The 14,247-nt window shown below is 74.6% G+C and carries 14 protein-coding genes; 11 read left to right on the top strand and 3 right to left on the bottom strand.

From position 1 onward, the window contains the following. Positions 1–40: 40 nt before the first annotated feature. The 5 genes from ACI79P_RS03225 (at position 41) to ACI79P_RS03205 (ending at position 5,528) form a co-directional block, all read left to right on the top strand. Positions 41–1,237: a hypothetical protein gene (locus ACI79P_RS03225; RefSeq protein ID WP_456579604.1), complete on the top strand. Its 1,197-nt coding sequence runs from the start codon at positions 41–43 to the stop codon at positions 1,235–1,237. Positions 1,238–1,323: 86 nt separating this feature from the next. Further along, positions 1,324–2,520, top strand: coding sequence for a cell division protein PerM (locus ACI79P_RS03220; RefSeq protein WP_456579603.1), 1,197 nt, complete (start codon positions 1,324–1,326; stop codon positions 2,518–2,520). Positions 2,521–2,614: 94 nt separating this feature from the next. Then, positions 2,615–3,241 carry a phosphoribosylglycinamide formyltransferase gene (purN, locus tag ACI79P_RS03215; RefSeq protein WP_456579602.1) on the top strand — a complete coding sequence of 209 codons (627 nt, stop codon included), beginning with the start codon at positions 2,615–2,617 and terminating at the stop codon, positions 3,239–3,241. Further along, positions 3,238–4,788 carry a bifunctional phosphoribosylaminoimidazolecarboxamide formyltransferase/IMP cyclohydrolase gene (gene purH, locus ACI79P_RS03210; RefSeq protein ID WP_456579601.1) on the top strand — a complete coding sequence of 517 codons (1,551 nt, stop codon included), beginning with the start codon at positions 3,238–3,240 and terminating at the stop codon, positions 4,786–4,788. The genes purN and purH overlap by 4 nt, the downstream gene beginning before the upstream one ends. 128 nt (positions 4,789–4,916) lie before the next feature. Further along, positions 4,917–5,528 carry a pentapeptide repeat-containing protein gene (locus tag ACI79P_RS03205; protein ID WP_456579600.1) on the top strand — a complete coding sequence of 204 codons (612 nt, stop codon included), beginning with the start codon at positions 4,917–4,919 and terminating at the stop codon, positions 5,526–5,528. Positions 5,529–5,531: 3 nt separating this feature from the next. Here the strand turns inward: ACI79P_RS03205 and ACI79P_RS03200 are convergent, their stop codons facing one another. Then, entirely contained in the window at positions 5,532–6,053 is a 522-nt protein-coding gene (locus ACI79P_RS03200; protein WP_456579599.1) for a hypothetical protein, read from the bottom strand. 96 nt (positions 6,054–6,149) lie between these two features. On the opposite strand from ACI79P_RS03200, the gene ACI79P_RS03195 reads away from it, so the two are divergent. The 5 genes from ACI79P_RS03195 to ACI79P_RS03175 all read left to right on the top strand — a co-directional run bounded on the left by ACI79P_RS03195 (position 6,150) and on the right by ACI79P_RS03175 (position 10,753). Next, a complete protein-coding gene (locus tag ACI79P_RS03195) occupies positions 6,150–7,019 on the top strand; it encodes a bifunctional methylenetetrahydrofolate dehydrogenase/methenyltetrahydrofolate cyclohydrolase (RefSeq protein ID WP_456579598.1) in 870 nt (289 codons plus the stop codon). A gap of 2 nt (positions 7,020–7,021) precedes the next feature. After that, complete coding sequence (locus ACI79P_RS03190) at positions 7,022–7,321, top strand: DUF3017 domain-containing protein (RefSeq protein WP_456579597.1); 300 nt, start codon at positions 7,022–7,024, stop codon at positions 7,319–7,321. 48 nt (positions 7,322–7,369) lie between these two features. Continuing rightward, positions 7,370–8,323 (top strand): malate dehydrogenase, encoded by a 954-nt coding sequence (gene mdh, locus ACI79P_RS03185; protein ID WP_456579596.1) that lies wholly within the window; start codon positions 7,370–7,372, stop codon positions 8,321–8,323. Between the two features lie 86 nt (positions 8,324–8,409). Then, positions 8,410–9,624, top strand: coding sequence for an NADP-dependent isocitrate dehydrogenase (locus tag ACI79P_RS03180; protein WP_456579595.1), 1,215 nt, complete (start codon positions 8,410–8,412; stop codon positions 9,622–9,624). Positions 9,625–9,967: 343 nt separating this feature from the next. Further along, positions 9,968–10,753: an endonuclease domain-containing protein gene (locus tag ACI79P_RS03175; RefSeq protein WP_456579594.1), complete on the top strand. Its 786-nt coding sequence runs from the start codon at positions 9,968–9,970 to the stop codon at positions 10,751–10,753. A 56-nt stretch (positions 10,754–10,809) separates the two neighbouring features. Here the strand turns inward: ACI79P_RS03175 and ACI79P_RS03170 are convergent, their stop codons facing one another. Continuing rightward, a complete protein-coding gene (locus ACI79P_RS03170) occupies positions 10,810–11,253 on the bottom strand; it encodes a CAP domain-containing protein (protein WP_456579593.1) in 444 nt (147 codons plus the stop codon). A gap of 676 nt (positions 11,254–11,929) precedes the next feature. Here ACI79P_RS03170 and ACI79P_RS03165 point away from each other — a divergent pair. After that, positions 11,930–13,261: a hemolysin family protein gene (locus ACI79P_RS03165; RefSeq protein ID WP_456579592.1), complete on the top strand. Its 1,332-nt coding sequence runs from the start codon at positions 11,930–11,932 to the stop codon at positions 13,259–13,261. A gap of 7 nt (positions 13,262–13,268) precedes the next feature. Here the strand turns inward: ACI79P_RS03165 and galE are convergent, their stop codons facing one another. After that, a complete protein-coding gene (galE, locus tag ACI79P_RS03160) occupies positions 13,269–14,228 on the bottom strand; it encodes a UDP-glucose 4-epimerase GalE (protein WP_456579591.1) in 960 nt (319 codons plus the stop codon). Positions 14,229–14,247: the final 19 nt, after the last annotated feature.

Here is a 14,247-nt window from a genome sequence, read left to right as displayed (position 1 = left end):
CACGATCGACGCGCACCCGTTCCGTCCGGAGGAGATCACCGTGACCGCCAGCCAGCCCCCGCAGCCGCCCGAGGACGGCGGCTCTCCCGCGGGTGCCCAGCCACCCGAGGGGCAGGCGCACGAGGCCCCGCGGACGGCGGAGCCGGGGCAGCAGCCGCACGGCCAGGCTCCGCACGGACAGCTCCCGCACGGCCAGCCCCCGCAGGGGCAGGCGCCCTACGGCCAGCCCCCGCAGGGGCAGGCGCCCTACGGGCAGCCGCAGTACGGCCAGCCTCCCCATGGACAGGGCTACGGGCAGCCCCAGTACGGCCAGCCCCCGTACGGCCAGCCCCCGTACGGCCAGCCCCCGTACGGGCAGGCCCCCTACGGGCAGCCGCAGTACGGCCAGCCTCCCCACGGGCAGGGCTACGGGCGGCCCCCGTACGGGCAGCCCCCGTACGGGCAGCCCCCGTACGGGTCGCAGCCCTACGGTGCACCCCCGCCGGCCTACGGGCAGCAGCCCTACGGTCAGCCGGCCTACGCGCCGGGGTACGGACCGCCGCCGTACGGCCCGGGTGAGCCGACCGGGGGGCGGCCGGGGGGCGCGGAGTTCTCCGTCGACCCCAGGCGGCTGGCCTGGACCGACCTCGCCGTCGCGGGCGGCACGCTGCTGTTCCTCCTCGTCGGCTTCCTGCCCTGGTGGCGGTTCGGCGACGCGACGTTCGGGGTGACCTTCAGCGGTTTCGAGGACGGCATGGTGGTGGCCGCCTTCGTGCTCTTCCTGCTGGCGACGGCCTGGGCCGTCCTCCCCGCCTTCGTCCGGACGACGCTCACCTTCCCCCGCTCCGCGGTGACCGCCGGCCTGGCCGGTCTGGGGCTCACGCTCACCCTCTTCTCCTGGCTGGACACCCTGCGGTACGCCTTCTCGTTCTGGGCGCTGCTGGGCTTCCTCACCGGCGTCGCCATCACCGTGGTGGCGGTGCTCGCCCTGCGCCGTGAGCTGCGGGAGCGCCCCCCGCGGCCCGTCGTGCAGCACCACGGCGGGCAGTGGCCCGGCCAGCCCTACCCCTACGCGCCGTACGGTCAGCCCTACGCGCCGGGGCAGCCCTACCCGCACCAGCAGGCAACGTGGCCGCCGCAGCAGACGCGGCCCGCGTCCGAGGAGCACCCGGGTGGCGCCGGCGGCCCCGGCGGCTCGACCGCCTCCGGGGAGGCGTCCGGCACCACGCAGAGCGACCGGCCGGGCACGGACACCTGACCGACGTCCCGGCGCGGTCGCTGGAGGTCGGCCGGCTCCGGCGCGTGCGGCGGACATCGGCCGCGGGAGCTTGCGAGAGTGGTGAGGTGGTCCCGCTGCTCGCACGTCTGCCCTTCCGGCGGGACGCCGGGTCGGCCGGGTGGCCGGCACCCCCGGCCGTCCTGGCCGCCCTCGGCGCGGCCGCCGTCACGGTCGTCGGGCTCGTCGGTCTCTGGCTCGCGCTGGTCGTCGTGCACACCCTGGACCCGGCCGGCGGCATGTCGGCCGGCGGGTCGGCGGCCCTCGGCACCCGGCTGTGGCTGCTCGCGCACGGGGCCGAGCTCCGGCCGGCCTCCGGCCCCCTGGCGCTGGCACCCCTGCTGCTGACCCTGCTCGCGGCCGGGGGGCTGTCGTGGGCCGGGCGGGTCGCCGTCCGGGTCCTGGACGCCGGGGCGCACGGCCGGTCGGTGGCCCGGGCGGCGGCGACGGTGGTGCTCGTCCACCTGGCGCTGACCTGGCTGCTCGCGCTCGCGGTGGACGGCACCACGGCCGGCACCGGCTGGCCGCGCACGCTGCTGCTCCCCGCGGGCCTGACGCTGCTCGCCGTCGGGTGGGGCGCGGGCCGCGAGTCCGGGCTCGTCGACGCCGGGCTGGACAGGCTTCCGGGCGTCGTCCGCCCGGTGCTCCGCGGGATCCTCGCCGGGCTGCTGACCGCGCTGGCCCTGGCCTTCCTCGTGGTGGCGGTCGCGCTGGCCAGCGACGCCTCGGGGTACGCCGCGGTCTCCGGCGCGCTCGGTGGAGCGGGCGCGGGGGCCCTCGGCCTGCTCGGCCTGAGCGCGCTCTACCTGCCGAACGCGGCGGTCGCCGTCCTCGGGCTGGCCGCCGGGCCGGGCTTCTCCGTGGGCACCGGCACGCTGGTGTCCGTGCACGGCGTCACGCTGGGCAGCGTCCCCGCGCTGCCACTGCTCGCGGCGCTGCCGGACACGCAGGCGGTGCCGCTGGTCGCCTTCGTCTCGCAGGTCGTCCCCGCCGTGGCGGGCCTGGTCGCCGGGGTCACCCTGGGCCGGTGGTTCACCGACCGGGACGGCGGCTCGGTCGTCGCCGGTCTCGCCGGGCTGCTGGCCGGGTCGCTGCTCGGCCTGCTCGCCGGGCTGCTCGCCTGGACCGCTGGGGGCACGCTCGGCGACGGCGCCCTCTCGCTGGTCGGCGCCCCGCCGGTGGCCACCGGTATCGCGATCGCGGTGCAGGCGGCGATCGTCGCGGCGATCGCGGCCGCCGTCACCCGCTGGCGGGCCCTGGGCTGAAAGGAGCAGGATCCCGTCGCCCGGCTTCCTCGCAGGGGCCCGCCGCGAGCGTGCGAGCGGTGGGGGGCGAGGGGGTCCTTATAGGGTCGGCGACGTGCCCGCCCACGAGCCTCCTGCCCGGGCGAAGATCGTCGTCCTGCTGTCGGGTGCCGGATCGCTCTGCGCCGCGCTGCTGGCGGCCACCGACGACCCGGACTACCCGGCGCACGTGGTCGCCGTCGGGGCCGACCGCGAGGCCCCGGGGCTCGAGCACGCCCGCCGGCGCGGCCTGCCCACCTTCGTCTGCGCCCTCGGCCAGCACCCCGACCGGCCCGCCTGGGACCGCGCCCTGGCCGAGCGGATCGCCGGGTTCGAGCCCGACCTCGTCGTCTCGGCCGGCTTCATGAAGATCGTCGGGCCGGCGGTGCTCGCCGCCTTCGAGGGTCGGCTCCTCAACACCCACCCGGCGCTGCTGCCGGCGTTCCCCGGGGCGCACGCGGTCCGCGACGCCCTGACGGCCGGCGCCGCGGTGACCGGCGCGACCGTGCACCTCGTCGACGCCGGAGTCGACACCGGCCCGGTGCTCGCCCAGCGCGAGGTGCCGGTGCTGCCCGGCGACGACGAGGCGACGCTGCACGAGCGGATCAAGGACGTGGAGCGCCAGCTCCTGGTGGAGACGGTGGCGGCCGTCGTCGCCGCGCCCCCGACCACCCCCCACCGGACGAGGAAGAGCACCCGATGAGCGACCGCACCCCGATCCGCCGCGCCCTGCTGGGCGTCTACGACAAGTCCGGCGTCGAGGAGCTCGCCCGAGGGCTGGCCGCCGCCGGGGTGGAGCTGGTGAGCACCGGGGCCACCGCGCGCCGGATCGCCGACGCCGGCATCCCGGTCACCCCGGTCGAGCAGGTCACCGGTTTCCCCGAGTGCCTCGACGGCCGGGTGAAGACGCTGCACCCCGCTGTGCACGCGGGCATCCTCGCCGACCGGCGCAAGGACGAGCACGTCGCGCAACTGGCCGAGCTCGGCATCGCCGCCTTCGACCTGGTGGTCGTCAACCTCTACCCGTTCACCGAGACGGTGGCCTCGGGGGCCGCCCCCGACGAGTGCGTGGAGCAGATCGACATCGGCGGGCCGGCGATGGTGCGCGCCGCGGCCAAGAACCACCCCTCGGTCGCCGTCGTCGTCGACCCCGCCCGGTACGACGACGTCCTCACCGCGGTCTCCGCCGGCGGGTTCACGCTGGCCGAGCGGCGACGACTGGCGGCCGCCGCCTTCCGGCACACCGCCTCCTACGACGTCGCCGTCGCCTCGTGGATGGGGAACGTGCTCGCCCCCGACGACGACAGCGGATTCCCCGCCTGGGTGGGTGGCAGCTGGGAGCGGGCCGACGTCCTCCGCTACGGGGAGAACCCGCACCAGGCCGCCGCGCTGTACCGCTCGGAGAGGCCGGGGCTCGCCCACGCCGAGCAGCTGCACGGCAAGCAGATGTCCTACAACAACTACGTCGACACCGACGCCGCCTGGCGGGCCGCGCACGACCACGACGAGCCGTGCGTGGCGATCATCAAGCACGCCAACCCCTGCGGCATCGCCGTCGGCGCGGACATCGCCGCGGCCCACCGCAAGGCGCACGCCTGCGACCCGGTGTCGGCCTTCGGGGGCGTCATCGCGGCCAACCGCGAGGTCGACCTGACCATGGCCGAGCAGGTGGCCGAGGTGTTCACCGAGGTGGTCGTCGCCCCCGGCTTCACCGACGACGCCGTCGCGGTGCTGACGGGCAAGAAGAACATCCGGCTGCTGCGGCTGCCGCACCTGCCGGAGAACGGCGTGGAGTCCCGCCCGATCAGCGGCGGGCTGCTCCTGCAGACCCGGGACCGCATCGACGCCGCGGGCGACGACCCCACCACCTGGACCCTCGCGACCGGCGAGCCGCTGGACGCCGCGGGCCTCGACGACCTCGTCTTCGCCTGGCGGGCGGTACGCGCGGTGAAGAGCAACGCGATCCTGCTCGCCCACGACCGGGCCACCGTCGGCGTGGGCATGGGCCAGGTGAACCGGGTCGACTCCGCACGGCTCGCGGTCGCGCGGGCGGGGGAGCGGGCCGCGGGCGCCGTCGCCGCCTCCGACGCGTTCTTCCCGTTCGCCGACGGCCTGCAGGTGCTGCTCGACGCGGGGGTGCGCGCCGTCGTCCAGCCCGGTGGGTCGGTGCGCGACGAGGAGGTCGTCGCGGCCGCGGCCGCGGCCGGGGTGCCGCTGTACCTGACCGGTACCCGCCACTTCGCCCATTGAGGCCCCGTCCAGAGGCTCACCCTGAGCCTGCGAAGGGTGAGGGGGACGGGGTCCTTCAACCTCCCAAACCTCGCAGGCTCGGCGCGGGTCCCCACACGGGGCCACGGGCGTTCTCGTCCCGCCCGCACGTGCGGCCGCCGGAGGCCGGCGCCGTCGTCGAGGGGGAGGACTTCGCGCGGGTCGACTGGTGGGGGGTGCAGCTCGACGGCGTCACCTTCCGCCGGTGCCGGTTCGACGACGCCGGCCTGGAGGAGCTGGTCACCCGCCGTTGCGTCTTCGAGGAGTGCGTGCTCACCGGGGTTCGCATGGGCGGCTCGCGCCACCTGGGCACGGCCTTCCTCTCCTGCCGCTTCGACCGGGCGCGGCTGTTCGACACCACCCTCGACGGCTGCAAGCTCACCGGCTCGCACTTCGCCGGCGCGCAGCTGCGGCCGCTGACGGCGATCGACTGCGACTGGTCGTGGACGTCCCTGCGCGGGGTCGACCTCTCGGCGCTGCAGCTGTCGGGGCAGCGGTTCCGGGAGGCCGACCTCACCGACGCCGACCTGCGCGGCACCGACCTCAGCTCCGCCGACCTGGATCGGGCACGGCTGCAGAACGCGAAGCTGCGCGGGGCCGACCTGCGCGGCGCCTCCACCGACGAGCTGAACTGGCGCTCCTTCGAGCTGACCGACGTGCGGCTCGACGCCGTCCAGGCGGTGCAGTTCGCCCGCGCCCACGGCGCGCGCCTGGAGGCCTGAGGGCTACCTCGTCACGTACCGGGGACCGGTGAGCGCGGCCTTGAGCGAGCCGAGCAGCCCGAGGACGGCGACGGCGATCGCGCACCAGAAGCCGGGGCCGAAGAGGCCGAGGTCCCAGCCGGCGTCGGCGAGCGGCACCAGCACCGCGGCCGTCACGATCCCGCTGACCACCAGCGCCAGGAGCCCCACGAACCGGTGGCTGCGGGCGGGCAGCCACAGCGCCACGCCGAGGAGCAGCAGGAGGCCACCACCGAGCACGATGGCCAGGGGCTGCCAGCCGCCGTCGTCGAACACCCGTCCGAGGTCGTCGAAGGCATCGCGCACCAGCGACCACCCGCTGTCGTCGCGGTCGCGCAGCCAGTCCAGGGGGAGGCTGACGGCGGCGACGATCCCGGCGAGGATGAGCAGCAGCCCGCCCAGGCTCTCGGGCCCGCGGAAGGCCACCGGGCGGTCGGAGTAGGCGGGGTCGGTCGCCGCCGGTCCGGTGCCGTAGGACGCGGTCGCGCCGTGGTCGCGTTCGGTCATCGCGCACCTCCGGGGTCGGCGGGGCCGGGCGCCCCGTTGCGCTCGACCCTAGGGCCGCACCGACGCCGGCGGGAGCCGTTCCGGCAGACTGTGCGCGTGCCCGCGACGATCCTGGACGGCAAGGCCACCGCGGCGGCGATCCGCGCCGAGCTGACCGAGCGGGTGGCCGCTCTCTCCGCGGCCGGTCACCGGCCCGGTCTCGGCACCCTGCTGGTGGGTGACGACCCGGGCAGCCGGTGGTACGTCAACGCCAAGCACTCCGACTGCGCCGAGGTCGGCATCGCGAGCATCCAGCGCGAGCTGCCAGCCACGGCCACCGAGGCCGACGTGCTGGCCGTCGTCGCCGAGCTGAACGCCGACCCCGGCTGCACCGGCTACATCGTGCAGCTGCCGCTGCCGGCGGGCATCGAGGAGAGCCGGGTGCTGGAGGCCATGGACCCGGCCAAGGACGCCGACGGCCTGCACCCGGTCAACCTCGGCCGGCTGGTCCTGAACGTCCCCGGGCCGCTGCCGTGCACACCGGTCGGCATCGTGGAGCTGCTGCGCCGCTACGACGTGCCGATCGCCGGCGCGGAGATGGTCGTCATCGGCCGCGGCATCACCGTCGGCCGGCCACTGGGCCTCCTGCTCACCCGGCGCACCGAGAACGCGACGGTCACCCTCTGCCACACCGGGACCCGGGACCTCGCCGCGCACGTGCGCTCGGCGGACGTCGTGGTAGCCGCAGCCGGTGTGCCCGGCCTGATCACCGCCGGGATGGTCAAGCCCGGGGCCGCCGTCCTCGACGTCGGCGTGAGCCGGGTGGACGGGAAGATCGCCGGCGACGTCGCGAAGGACGTCGTCGAGGTGGCCGGCCACGTGGCACCGAACCCGGGCGGGGTGGGGCCGATGACGCGGGCGATGCTGCTGCAGAACGTCGTGCTCGCCGCCGAGCGGGCCGCCGCGCTCGAGGCCCTCTCGGCCTGACCGTGAGCCGCCCGCCGCTCTACGTCCGCCGCCCCTTCCTCGCGGGGCTGGTGCGGCAGCTGCCGCTGCTGGCGGTGCTGGTCGTGGTCGGGTTCGGGCTGCTGCTGGTCACCTTCGAGCACTGGCGCCGCGGGCTGGTCGTCATCGGGCTGGCGATGGTCGGCGCGGCACTGCTGCGGCTCCTCCTCCCGGTGCGCCGGGTCGGCTTCCTCGCGGTGCGCAGCCGGGCGGTCGACGTCGTGCTGCTCGCCGGTGCCGGGATCACGCTCACCGCCGTCGCGCTGGCCATCCCCGGGACGTGAGGGTCCCCGGGGCGGCACGAGGCGCCGAGCACCGCTAGGTTGACGGCCATGGCGAAGCAGCCCAGGAACGGCAAGGTCACCGTCGTCGGTGCCGGTTTCTACGGCTCCACCACCGCGCTCCGGCTCGCTGAGTACGACGTCTTCGAGACCGTCGTCCTCACCGACATCGTGGAGGGCAAGCCCGAGGGCCTGGCGCTGGACATGAACCAGTCCCGGCCGATCGAGGGATTCGAGACCGAGGTCATCGGCGTCGGAGGCGGTTCCTACGAGGGCACCGAGGGCTCCGACGTCGTCGTCATCACCGCCGGCCTCCCGCGCAAGCCCGGCATGAGCCGCATGGATCTGATCGAGACGAACGCGGGCATCGTCCGGCAGGTCGCGGAGAACATCGCGCGCACCTCGCCCGAGGCCGTCGTCATCGTCGTCTCCAACCCGCTCGACGAGATGACCGCCCTGGCGCAGCTGGCCACCGGCTTCCCGAAGCAGCGGGTCATGGGCCAGGCCGGGATGCTCGACACGGCGCGCTTCACCAACAACGTCGCCGAGGAGCTGGGCGTCCCCGTCTCCTCGGTGCGCACCCTGACGCTGGGCTCGCACGGCGACACCATGGTCCCGGTGCCGTCGCGCTGCACGGTCGACGGCAAGCCGCTGTCCGAGGTGATGGCGCCCGACCGCATCGAGCACCTCGTCCAGCGCACCCGCAACGGTGGTGCGGAGGTGGTGGCCCTGCTCAAGACCGGGTCCGCCTACTACGCTCCGTCCGCCGCCGCCGCCCGCATGGCCCGCGCGGTCATGGAGGACTCCGGCGCCGTCATGCCGGTGTGCGCCTGGGTCGACGGCGAGTACGGCATCTCGGGGGTCTACCTCGGGGTGGAGGCCGAGATCGGCCGGGAAGGCGTCCGCCGGGTCGTCGAGAGCGACCTGGCGGAGAGCGAAGTGGCGGGTCTGCGCGAGGCGGCCGAAGCAGTGCGCGCGAAGCAGGCCGACGTAGCCGACCTCTGAAGAAGTAGAAGGACCCCGCTGCCCCCCACCGCTCGCGCGCTCGCGGCGGGACCCTCCAGCGGGGCCACGAGACACAAGGAGAATGCGTGAGCAAGATCAAGGTCGAGGGCACCGTCGTCGAGCTCGACGGCGACGAGATGACCCGGATCATCTGGCAGTTCATCAAGGACCAGCTGATCCTCCCGTACCTCGACGTCAACCTGGAGTACTACGACCTGGGCATCGAGTCGCGGGACGCGACCGACGACCAGATCACCGTCGACTCCGCGAACGCCATCAAGAAGCACGGCGTCGGCGTCAAGTGCGCGACGATCACGCCCGACGAGGCGCGCGTCGAGGAGTTCGGCCTCAAGCGGATGTACCGCTCGCCCAACGGGACGATCCGCAACATCCTCGGCGGCGTCATCTTCCGCGAGCCGATCATCATGGAGAACGTGCCGCGGCTGGTGCCGGGCTGGACCAAGCCGATCGTCGTCGGCCGTCACGCCTTCGGTGACCAGTACCGCGCGACCGACTTCAAGTTCCCCGGCGAAGGGACGCTGACGATCACCTTCACGCCGAAGGACGGCTCGGAGCCGATCGAGCACGAGGTCTTCCAGTCGCCCGGCGGCGGTGTCGCGATGGCGATGTACAACCTCGACGACTCGATCCGCGACTTCGCGCGCGCTTCGATGAACTACGGGCTCCAGCGCGAGTACCCGGTCTACCTCTCCACCAAGAACACGATCCTCAAGGCCTACGACGGCCGGTTCAAGGACCTGTTCGAGGAGGTCTTCCAGGCCGAGTTCAAGGAGAAGTTCGACGCCGCCGGCATCACCTACGAGCACCGGCTGATCGACGACATGGTCGCCGCCTCCCTCAAGTGGGAGGGCGGCTACGTCTGGGCCTGCAAGAACTACGACGGTGACGTGCAGTCCGACACCGTGGCGCAGGGCTTCGGCTCGCTGGGCCTCATGACCTCGGTGCTGATGAGCCCCGACGGCCGCACCGTCGAGGCCGAGGCCGCGCACGGGACGGTGACCCGGCACTTCCGCCAGCACCAGCAGGGCAAGGAGACGTCGACCAACCCGATCGCGTCGATCTTCGCCTGGACGCGGGGCCTGGCCCACCGCGGCAAGCTGGACGGCACCCCCGAGGTGACCCGCTTCGCGGAGACGCTGGAGAAGGTCTGCATCGACACCGTCGAGGGCGGTCAGATGACCAAGGACCTGGCGCTGCTGATCAGCAAGGACCAGCCGTGGCTGACCACCCAGGACTTCCTGGCGGCCATCGACACCAACCTCAAGAAGGCCATGGCCTGAAAAAGGACCCCGTCCTCCTCACCCCTCGCAGGCTCGGGGTGAGCCTCTGGACGGGGCCGGGCGGCCCCCGCACCCCTCCGGGTGCGGGGGCCGCCGCGCATCCGGGGCCGCCCGCCGCCGACTTTCGCCCAATTGGTCTTCGCGGGCTCGCTGGACGCCCGATCTGCCGCGTCTCGCCCCCTGTGGACGGGGCCCGCGGAAGCGCCGCCGTCCCCGGCAGGCTTCCGACGTGCCCAGCGCTCGCCGTCCCGAGGTCCTGAACGGTGCCGTCTTCCGCGGCCGTGACGTCGTCGCCGACGGCGTGCTGACGGCGGAAGAGTTGCGCAGCTCAGCGTGGCGGCGGATGTTCCACGGGATCTACGCCGACGCGCGGCTGCCGGAGTCGTTCGGCCTGCGTGTGCGCGGTGCCCGGCTGCTCGCGCCGGACGGCGCGGTGTTCTGCGGCCGCACGGCCGCCTACCTGCACGGCGTCACCGGGCTCGTCGATGCGCAGAGCCCCGTCGAACTCATCGTGCCGCCGTCGTCGCGTTGCGGTGCGGCGGCGGGTCTGGCCGTCCGGCGGACCGCGGTCGAAGCCTTCGACGTGGTGCAGAGGGGGCCTTTCCGGTTCACGACCGGCGTGCGGACGGGCGTGGACCTCGCCCGGTTCGAGCCGCTGCTCGACGCGGTCCCGGCGCTCGATGCGCTTGTCGCGGCCCAGGTCGTGGGGCTGGTCCCGCTGTCGGAGGCGGCTGCGGCGCTGCGAGGAGTGCGGGGCGCCAGTCGGTGCCGCCGGGCGGTCTCGCTGGTGGACCCGCGGGCGGAGTCGCCGCAGGAATCGCGGCTGCGCGTCGTGCTCGCGCTGGCCGGGCTGCCTACGGTGCCGCAGCACGTCGTCCGGGATGCCCAAGGCTTCGTCGCACGGGTCGATCTGGCCTTTCCGGACCTCCGCATCGCGCTCGAGTACGACGGCGCCTGGCACGGCGCGCCGGACCAGTTGCGCCGCGACCGCCGCAGGCTCAACCGCCTGGTGGCCGCGGGGTGGACGGTGCTGCACGTGACCGCGGCGGACCTGCGGAGTCCCGAGAGATTGCTCGCACAGCTACGCGCCCTGGTGGAGTTGGCCGAGAGACGCCGGATCGGGGTCTGATCGGCGCCCCCGAGCCCGATATGGCGGATCTCGCTGGCCCCCGGTGAGGGGCGAGGTCAGCCGAACAGCTGGGTCCACCAGGGGCCGCCGCTGCCGGTCGCCACACCGACCCCGAGCCGGGTCAGCCCGCAGTTCAGGATGTTGGCCCGGTGCCCGGGGCTGTTCATCCACGAGGTCATGACGGCGGCCGGCCCGGACTGGCCGCGGGCGATGTTCTCGGCCCGGGCGGAGACGCCCGCGCGGTCGGCGCGGTCGAAGGGGCCGACTCCGTCGGGGTTCACGTGGTCGAAGAAGCCGCGGTCACGCATGTCGGCGCTGTGCGCCCGGGCAACCGAGGCGAGCCCGGCGTCCCCACCCACGGGGCCGCACCCGGCCTTCGCGCGCTCGGCGTTCACCAGCGCCAGGACCTCGCCCTCCTCCCCCGGAGCCGCGGGTGCGACCGCGGGAGCGGGGGGCGGCGGGGCCGCCGGAGGAGGTGGTGCGGGTGCGGCGCGCGTCACGGCGGGAGCGGGAGCAGGGGCCGGGGCCGGAGCCGGAGCGGGGGCCGGAGCGGGGGCCGGCGCAGGAGCGGGGGCCGGAGCAGGAGCCGGCGGTGGAGCCGGGGCCCTCGTGGCGGCCGGGGCAGGGGCGGCCGGCGCGGTCGGGGTCGCTGCGGCGCCGGAGGGCCCGGGTGCCGGCCCGGGGACGGCGCCCGCAGGCTGGTCGCCACCGGCGTCGCCCGGGACCTCGGGCTGCGTGGGCGCGTCCGGGAACACCGACGTCGACGAGCCGGGAGCCGACCCGGCCGAGGACGACGCGTCGATCGCGCGCGGGCTCACCTCCGGGCCCGAGACCACCGGGGCGGTGAGGAGGACGGCGGTGACCACGGAGGTCAGCGCCAGGCCGAGCCCCACCCGTGGCAGACGGCGGCGCCGCGCGCTGCCGACGGCGGCGGAGCGGTGGGCGGGGAGCGGGGGACCGGACGGCCGGTGGTGCATGCGGGTCCTCAAGATGAGCACGATCCGTTATCGGAGCGAGACTATCCGTGTTCAGAGCCCCGGGGAAGGCCGTCGGCGTGTCCACCCTCACGCCACCCGGCAGGGGCCCCCGAGCGTGCGCGGGCCACCGGCGGGCAGCATGGACCCGGCACCATGGAACGGTCCGCCCCACCCCGAACCCCTGAGGAGCACGCCGCCGGTGAGCGACGTATGGCTCAACATCGTCATGGTCGTCGTCTTCATCATGATCGGCGGCGCGTTCGCCGGTGCGGAGATCGCGCTGGTCTCGCTGCGGGAGTCGCAGGTGCGGGCCATGGCCGAGCAGGGTGGCCGCCGCGGTCAGGCGGTGCAGAAGCTCCTCGGGGACCCCAACCAGTTCCTCGCCGCCGTGCAGGTCGGCGTCACCCTCGCCGGGTTCTTCTCCGCCGCGTTCGGTGCGAGCACCCTGTCGGCGCCCCTGGCCGACTGGCTGCAGACGCAGGGCGTGGGAGAGGGGCTGGCCGGCACGCTGGCGCTGGTCCTGGTCACCGTCGCGATCAGCTACGTGTCCCTCGTCGTCGGCGAGCTGACCCCGAAGCGGCTGGCCCTGCAGCGGGCCGAGGGCTTCTCGCTGATGGTCGCCGCCCCGCTGAACGCCATCGCCAAGCTGTCGCGGCCGATCATCTGGCTGCTCTCGAAGTCCACCAACGGGCTCGTCCGGCTGGTCGGCGGTGACCCCAAGGCCAGCGGTGAGTCGATCAGCCAGGAGGAGCTGCGCGACCTGGTCGCCGCGCACGAGTCGCTGAGCAGCGACGAGCGCCGGCTCATCGACGAGGTGTTCCGCGCCGGCGAGCGCGAGGTGCGCGAGGTGATGACGCCGCGCACCGAGGTCCAGTTCCTGGAGGCCTCGATGACCGCCAGCCGCGCCGCCAAGCTGGTCGCGGAGTCGAACTGGTCGCGGTTCCCCGTGGCGGGCCAGGACCAGGACGACGTCGTGGGGTTCGTGCACGTGCGCGACCTGTTCCTGCCCAACCACCCGGCGGGACGGGCGGCGACCGTGGGTGACCTGGCCCGCCAGGTCACCCGGTTGCCCGGGACCGCCGCCGTCCTCACGGTGCTCAGCGAGATGCGCCGGGACAACCAGCACCTCGCGATCGTCGTCGACGAGTACGGCGGCACCGACGGCATCGTCACCCTCGAGGACCTCATCGAGGAGGTCATCGGGGAGATCTACGACGAGTACGACGAGGAGGTCGCGCCCGAGGCCCGGCAGGCGCCCGACGCACCGCGCGAGGTGGACGGCCTGCTCAACCTCGACGACTTCGCCGACGCGACCGACCTGCGGCTGCCCGAGGGGCCGTACGAGACGGCCGCCGGTTTCGTCCTCGCCGAGCTGGGCCGGCTGCCCGAGGTGGGCGACACCGTCGAGGTCGAGGGCCGCAGCATCGAGGTGCTCGAGCTCGACGGCCGGCGGATCGCGCGCCTGCGCGTCGGCCCACCGCCGGCCCCCGCCGTCCCCGAGGACGCCTCGGAGTCGACCGAGGCTAGCTAGCCCAGAGCTAGCCCCGGCGGGCCTGGGCGACGTCCCAGGCGTCCCGGACGATGCCGACCAGGTCGGTGTGCTTCGGGGCCCAGCCCAGGTCGGCGCGGATCCGATCGCTGGAGGCCACCAGCTGCGCCGGGTCGCCGGCCCGTCGCTCGCCGATCGTCACCGGGATGGGGTGGCCGGTCACCTCGCGTGCGGCCTCGACGACCTCCTGCACCGAGAAGCCGGTGCCGTTGCCGAGGTTGTAGATCCGGTGCTCCCCGGCCGCCGGCGCGGGCAGCGCGAGCAGGTGCGCGTCGGAGAGGTCCTCGACGTGCACGTAGTCGCGGATGCAGGTCCCGTCGGGGGTCGGGTAGTCCTGGCCGTAGACGGTCATGGACTCCCGCTGCCCGGCCGCGACCTGCAGGGCGATCGGGATGAGGTGGGTCTCCGTGGCGTGCCGCTCCCCGAGCCCGTAGGCGGCGCCCGCGACGTTGAAGTACCGCAGGCTCACCGCGGCGAAGCCGTGGGCGACCGCGTACGAGGTGAGCATGTGGTCGACGGCGAGCTTGGAGGCCCCGTACGTGTTGGTCGGCCGGGTCGGCGCGTCCTCGCGGATCGGCACCTGGTCGGGCTCGCCGTAGGTGGCCGCGGTGGAGGAGAAGACGATCCGCCGGCAGTCGGCGGCCCGCATCGCCTCCAGCAGCGCGAAGGAGCCGCCCACGTTGGTGTGCCAGTAGTCCTCGGGCTGCTGCTGGGACACACCCACCAGCGACCTGGCCGCGAAGTGCAGCACCGCCTCGGGGCGGACCTCGGCGAGCACCGGCGCCGAGTCGTGCAGCGACACCTCCGCCAGCGCCGCGCCCTCGGGCACCGCGTCCGCGTGCCCGGTGGACAGGTCGTCGAGCACGGTGACCTCGTGCCCCCCGGCGAGCAGGGCGGCGGTCACTACGCTGCCGATGTAGCCGGCGCCGCCGGCGACGAGTACGCGCATGGGGCACACCCTAGAAGGG

The sequence above is a fragment of the Blastococcus sp. SYSU DS0510 genome, assembly GCF_054050835.1.
Note: the sequence above shows the minus strand (reverse complement) of the source record. Positions and strands in the feature narration are given on the sequence as shown.

What these genes read in the sequence shown, in the direction of transcription:
- galE (WP_456579591.1), bottom strand. Translation starts at nt 14,228, where the DNA reads ATGCGCGTACTCGTCGCCGGCGGCGCCGGCTACATCGGCAGCGTAGTG.
- ACI79P_RS03175 (WP_456579594.1), top strand. Translation starts at nt 9,968, where the DNA reads ATGTTCCACGGGATCTACGCCGACGCGCGGCTGCCGGAGTCGTTCGGC.
- purH (WP_456579601.1), top strand. Translation starts at nt 3,238, where the DNA reads ATGAGCGACCGCACCCCGATCCGCCGCGCCCTGCTGGGCGTCTACGAC.
- mdh (WP_456579596.1), top strand. Translation starts at nt 7,370, where the DNA reads ATGGCGAAGCAGCCCAGGAACGGCAAGGTCACCGTCGTCGGTGCCGGT.
- ACI79P_RS03200 (WP_456579599.1), bottom strand. Translation starts at nt 6,053, where the DNA reads ATGACCGAACGCGACCACGGCGCGACCGCGTCCTACGGCACCGGACCG.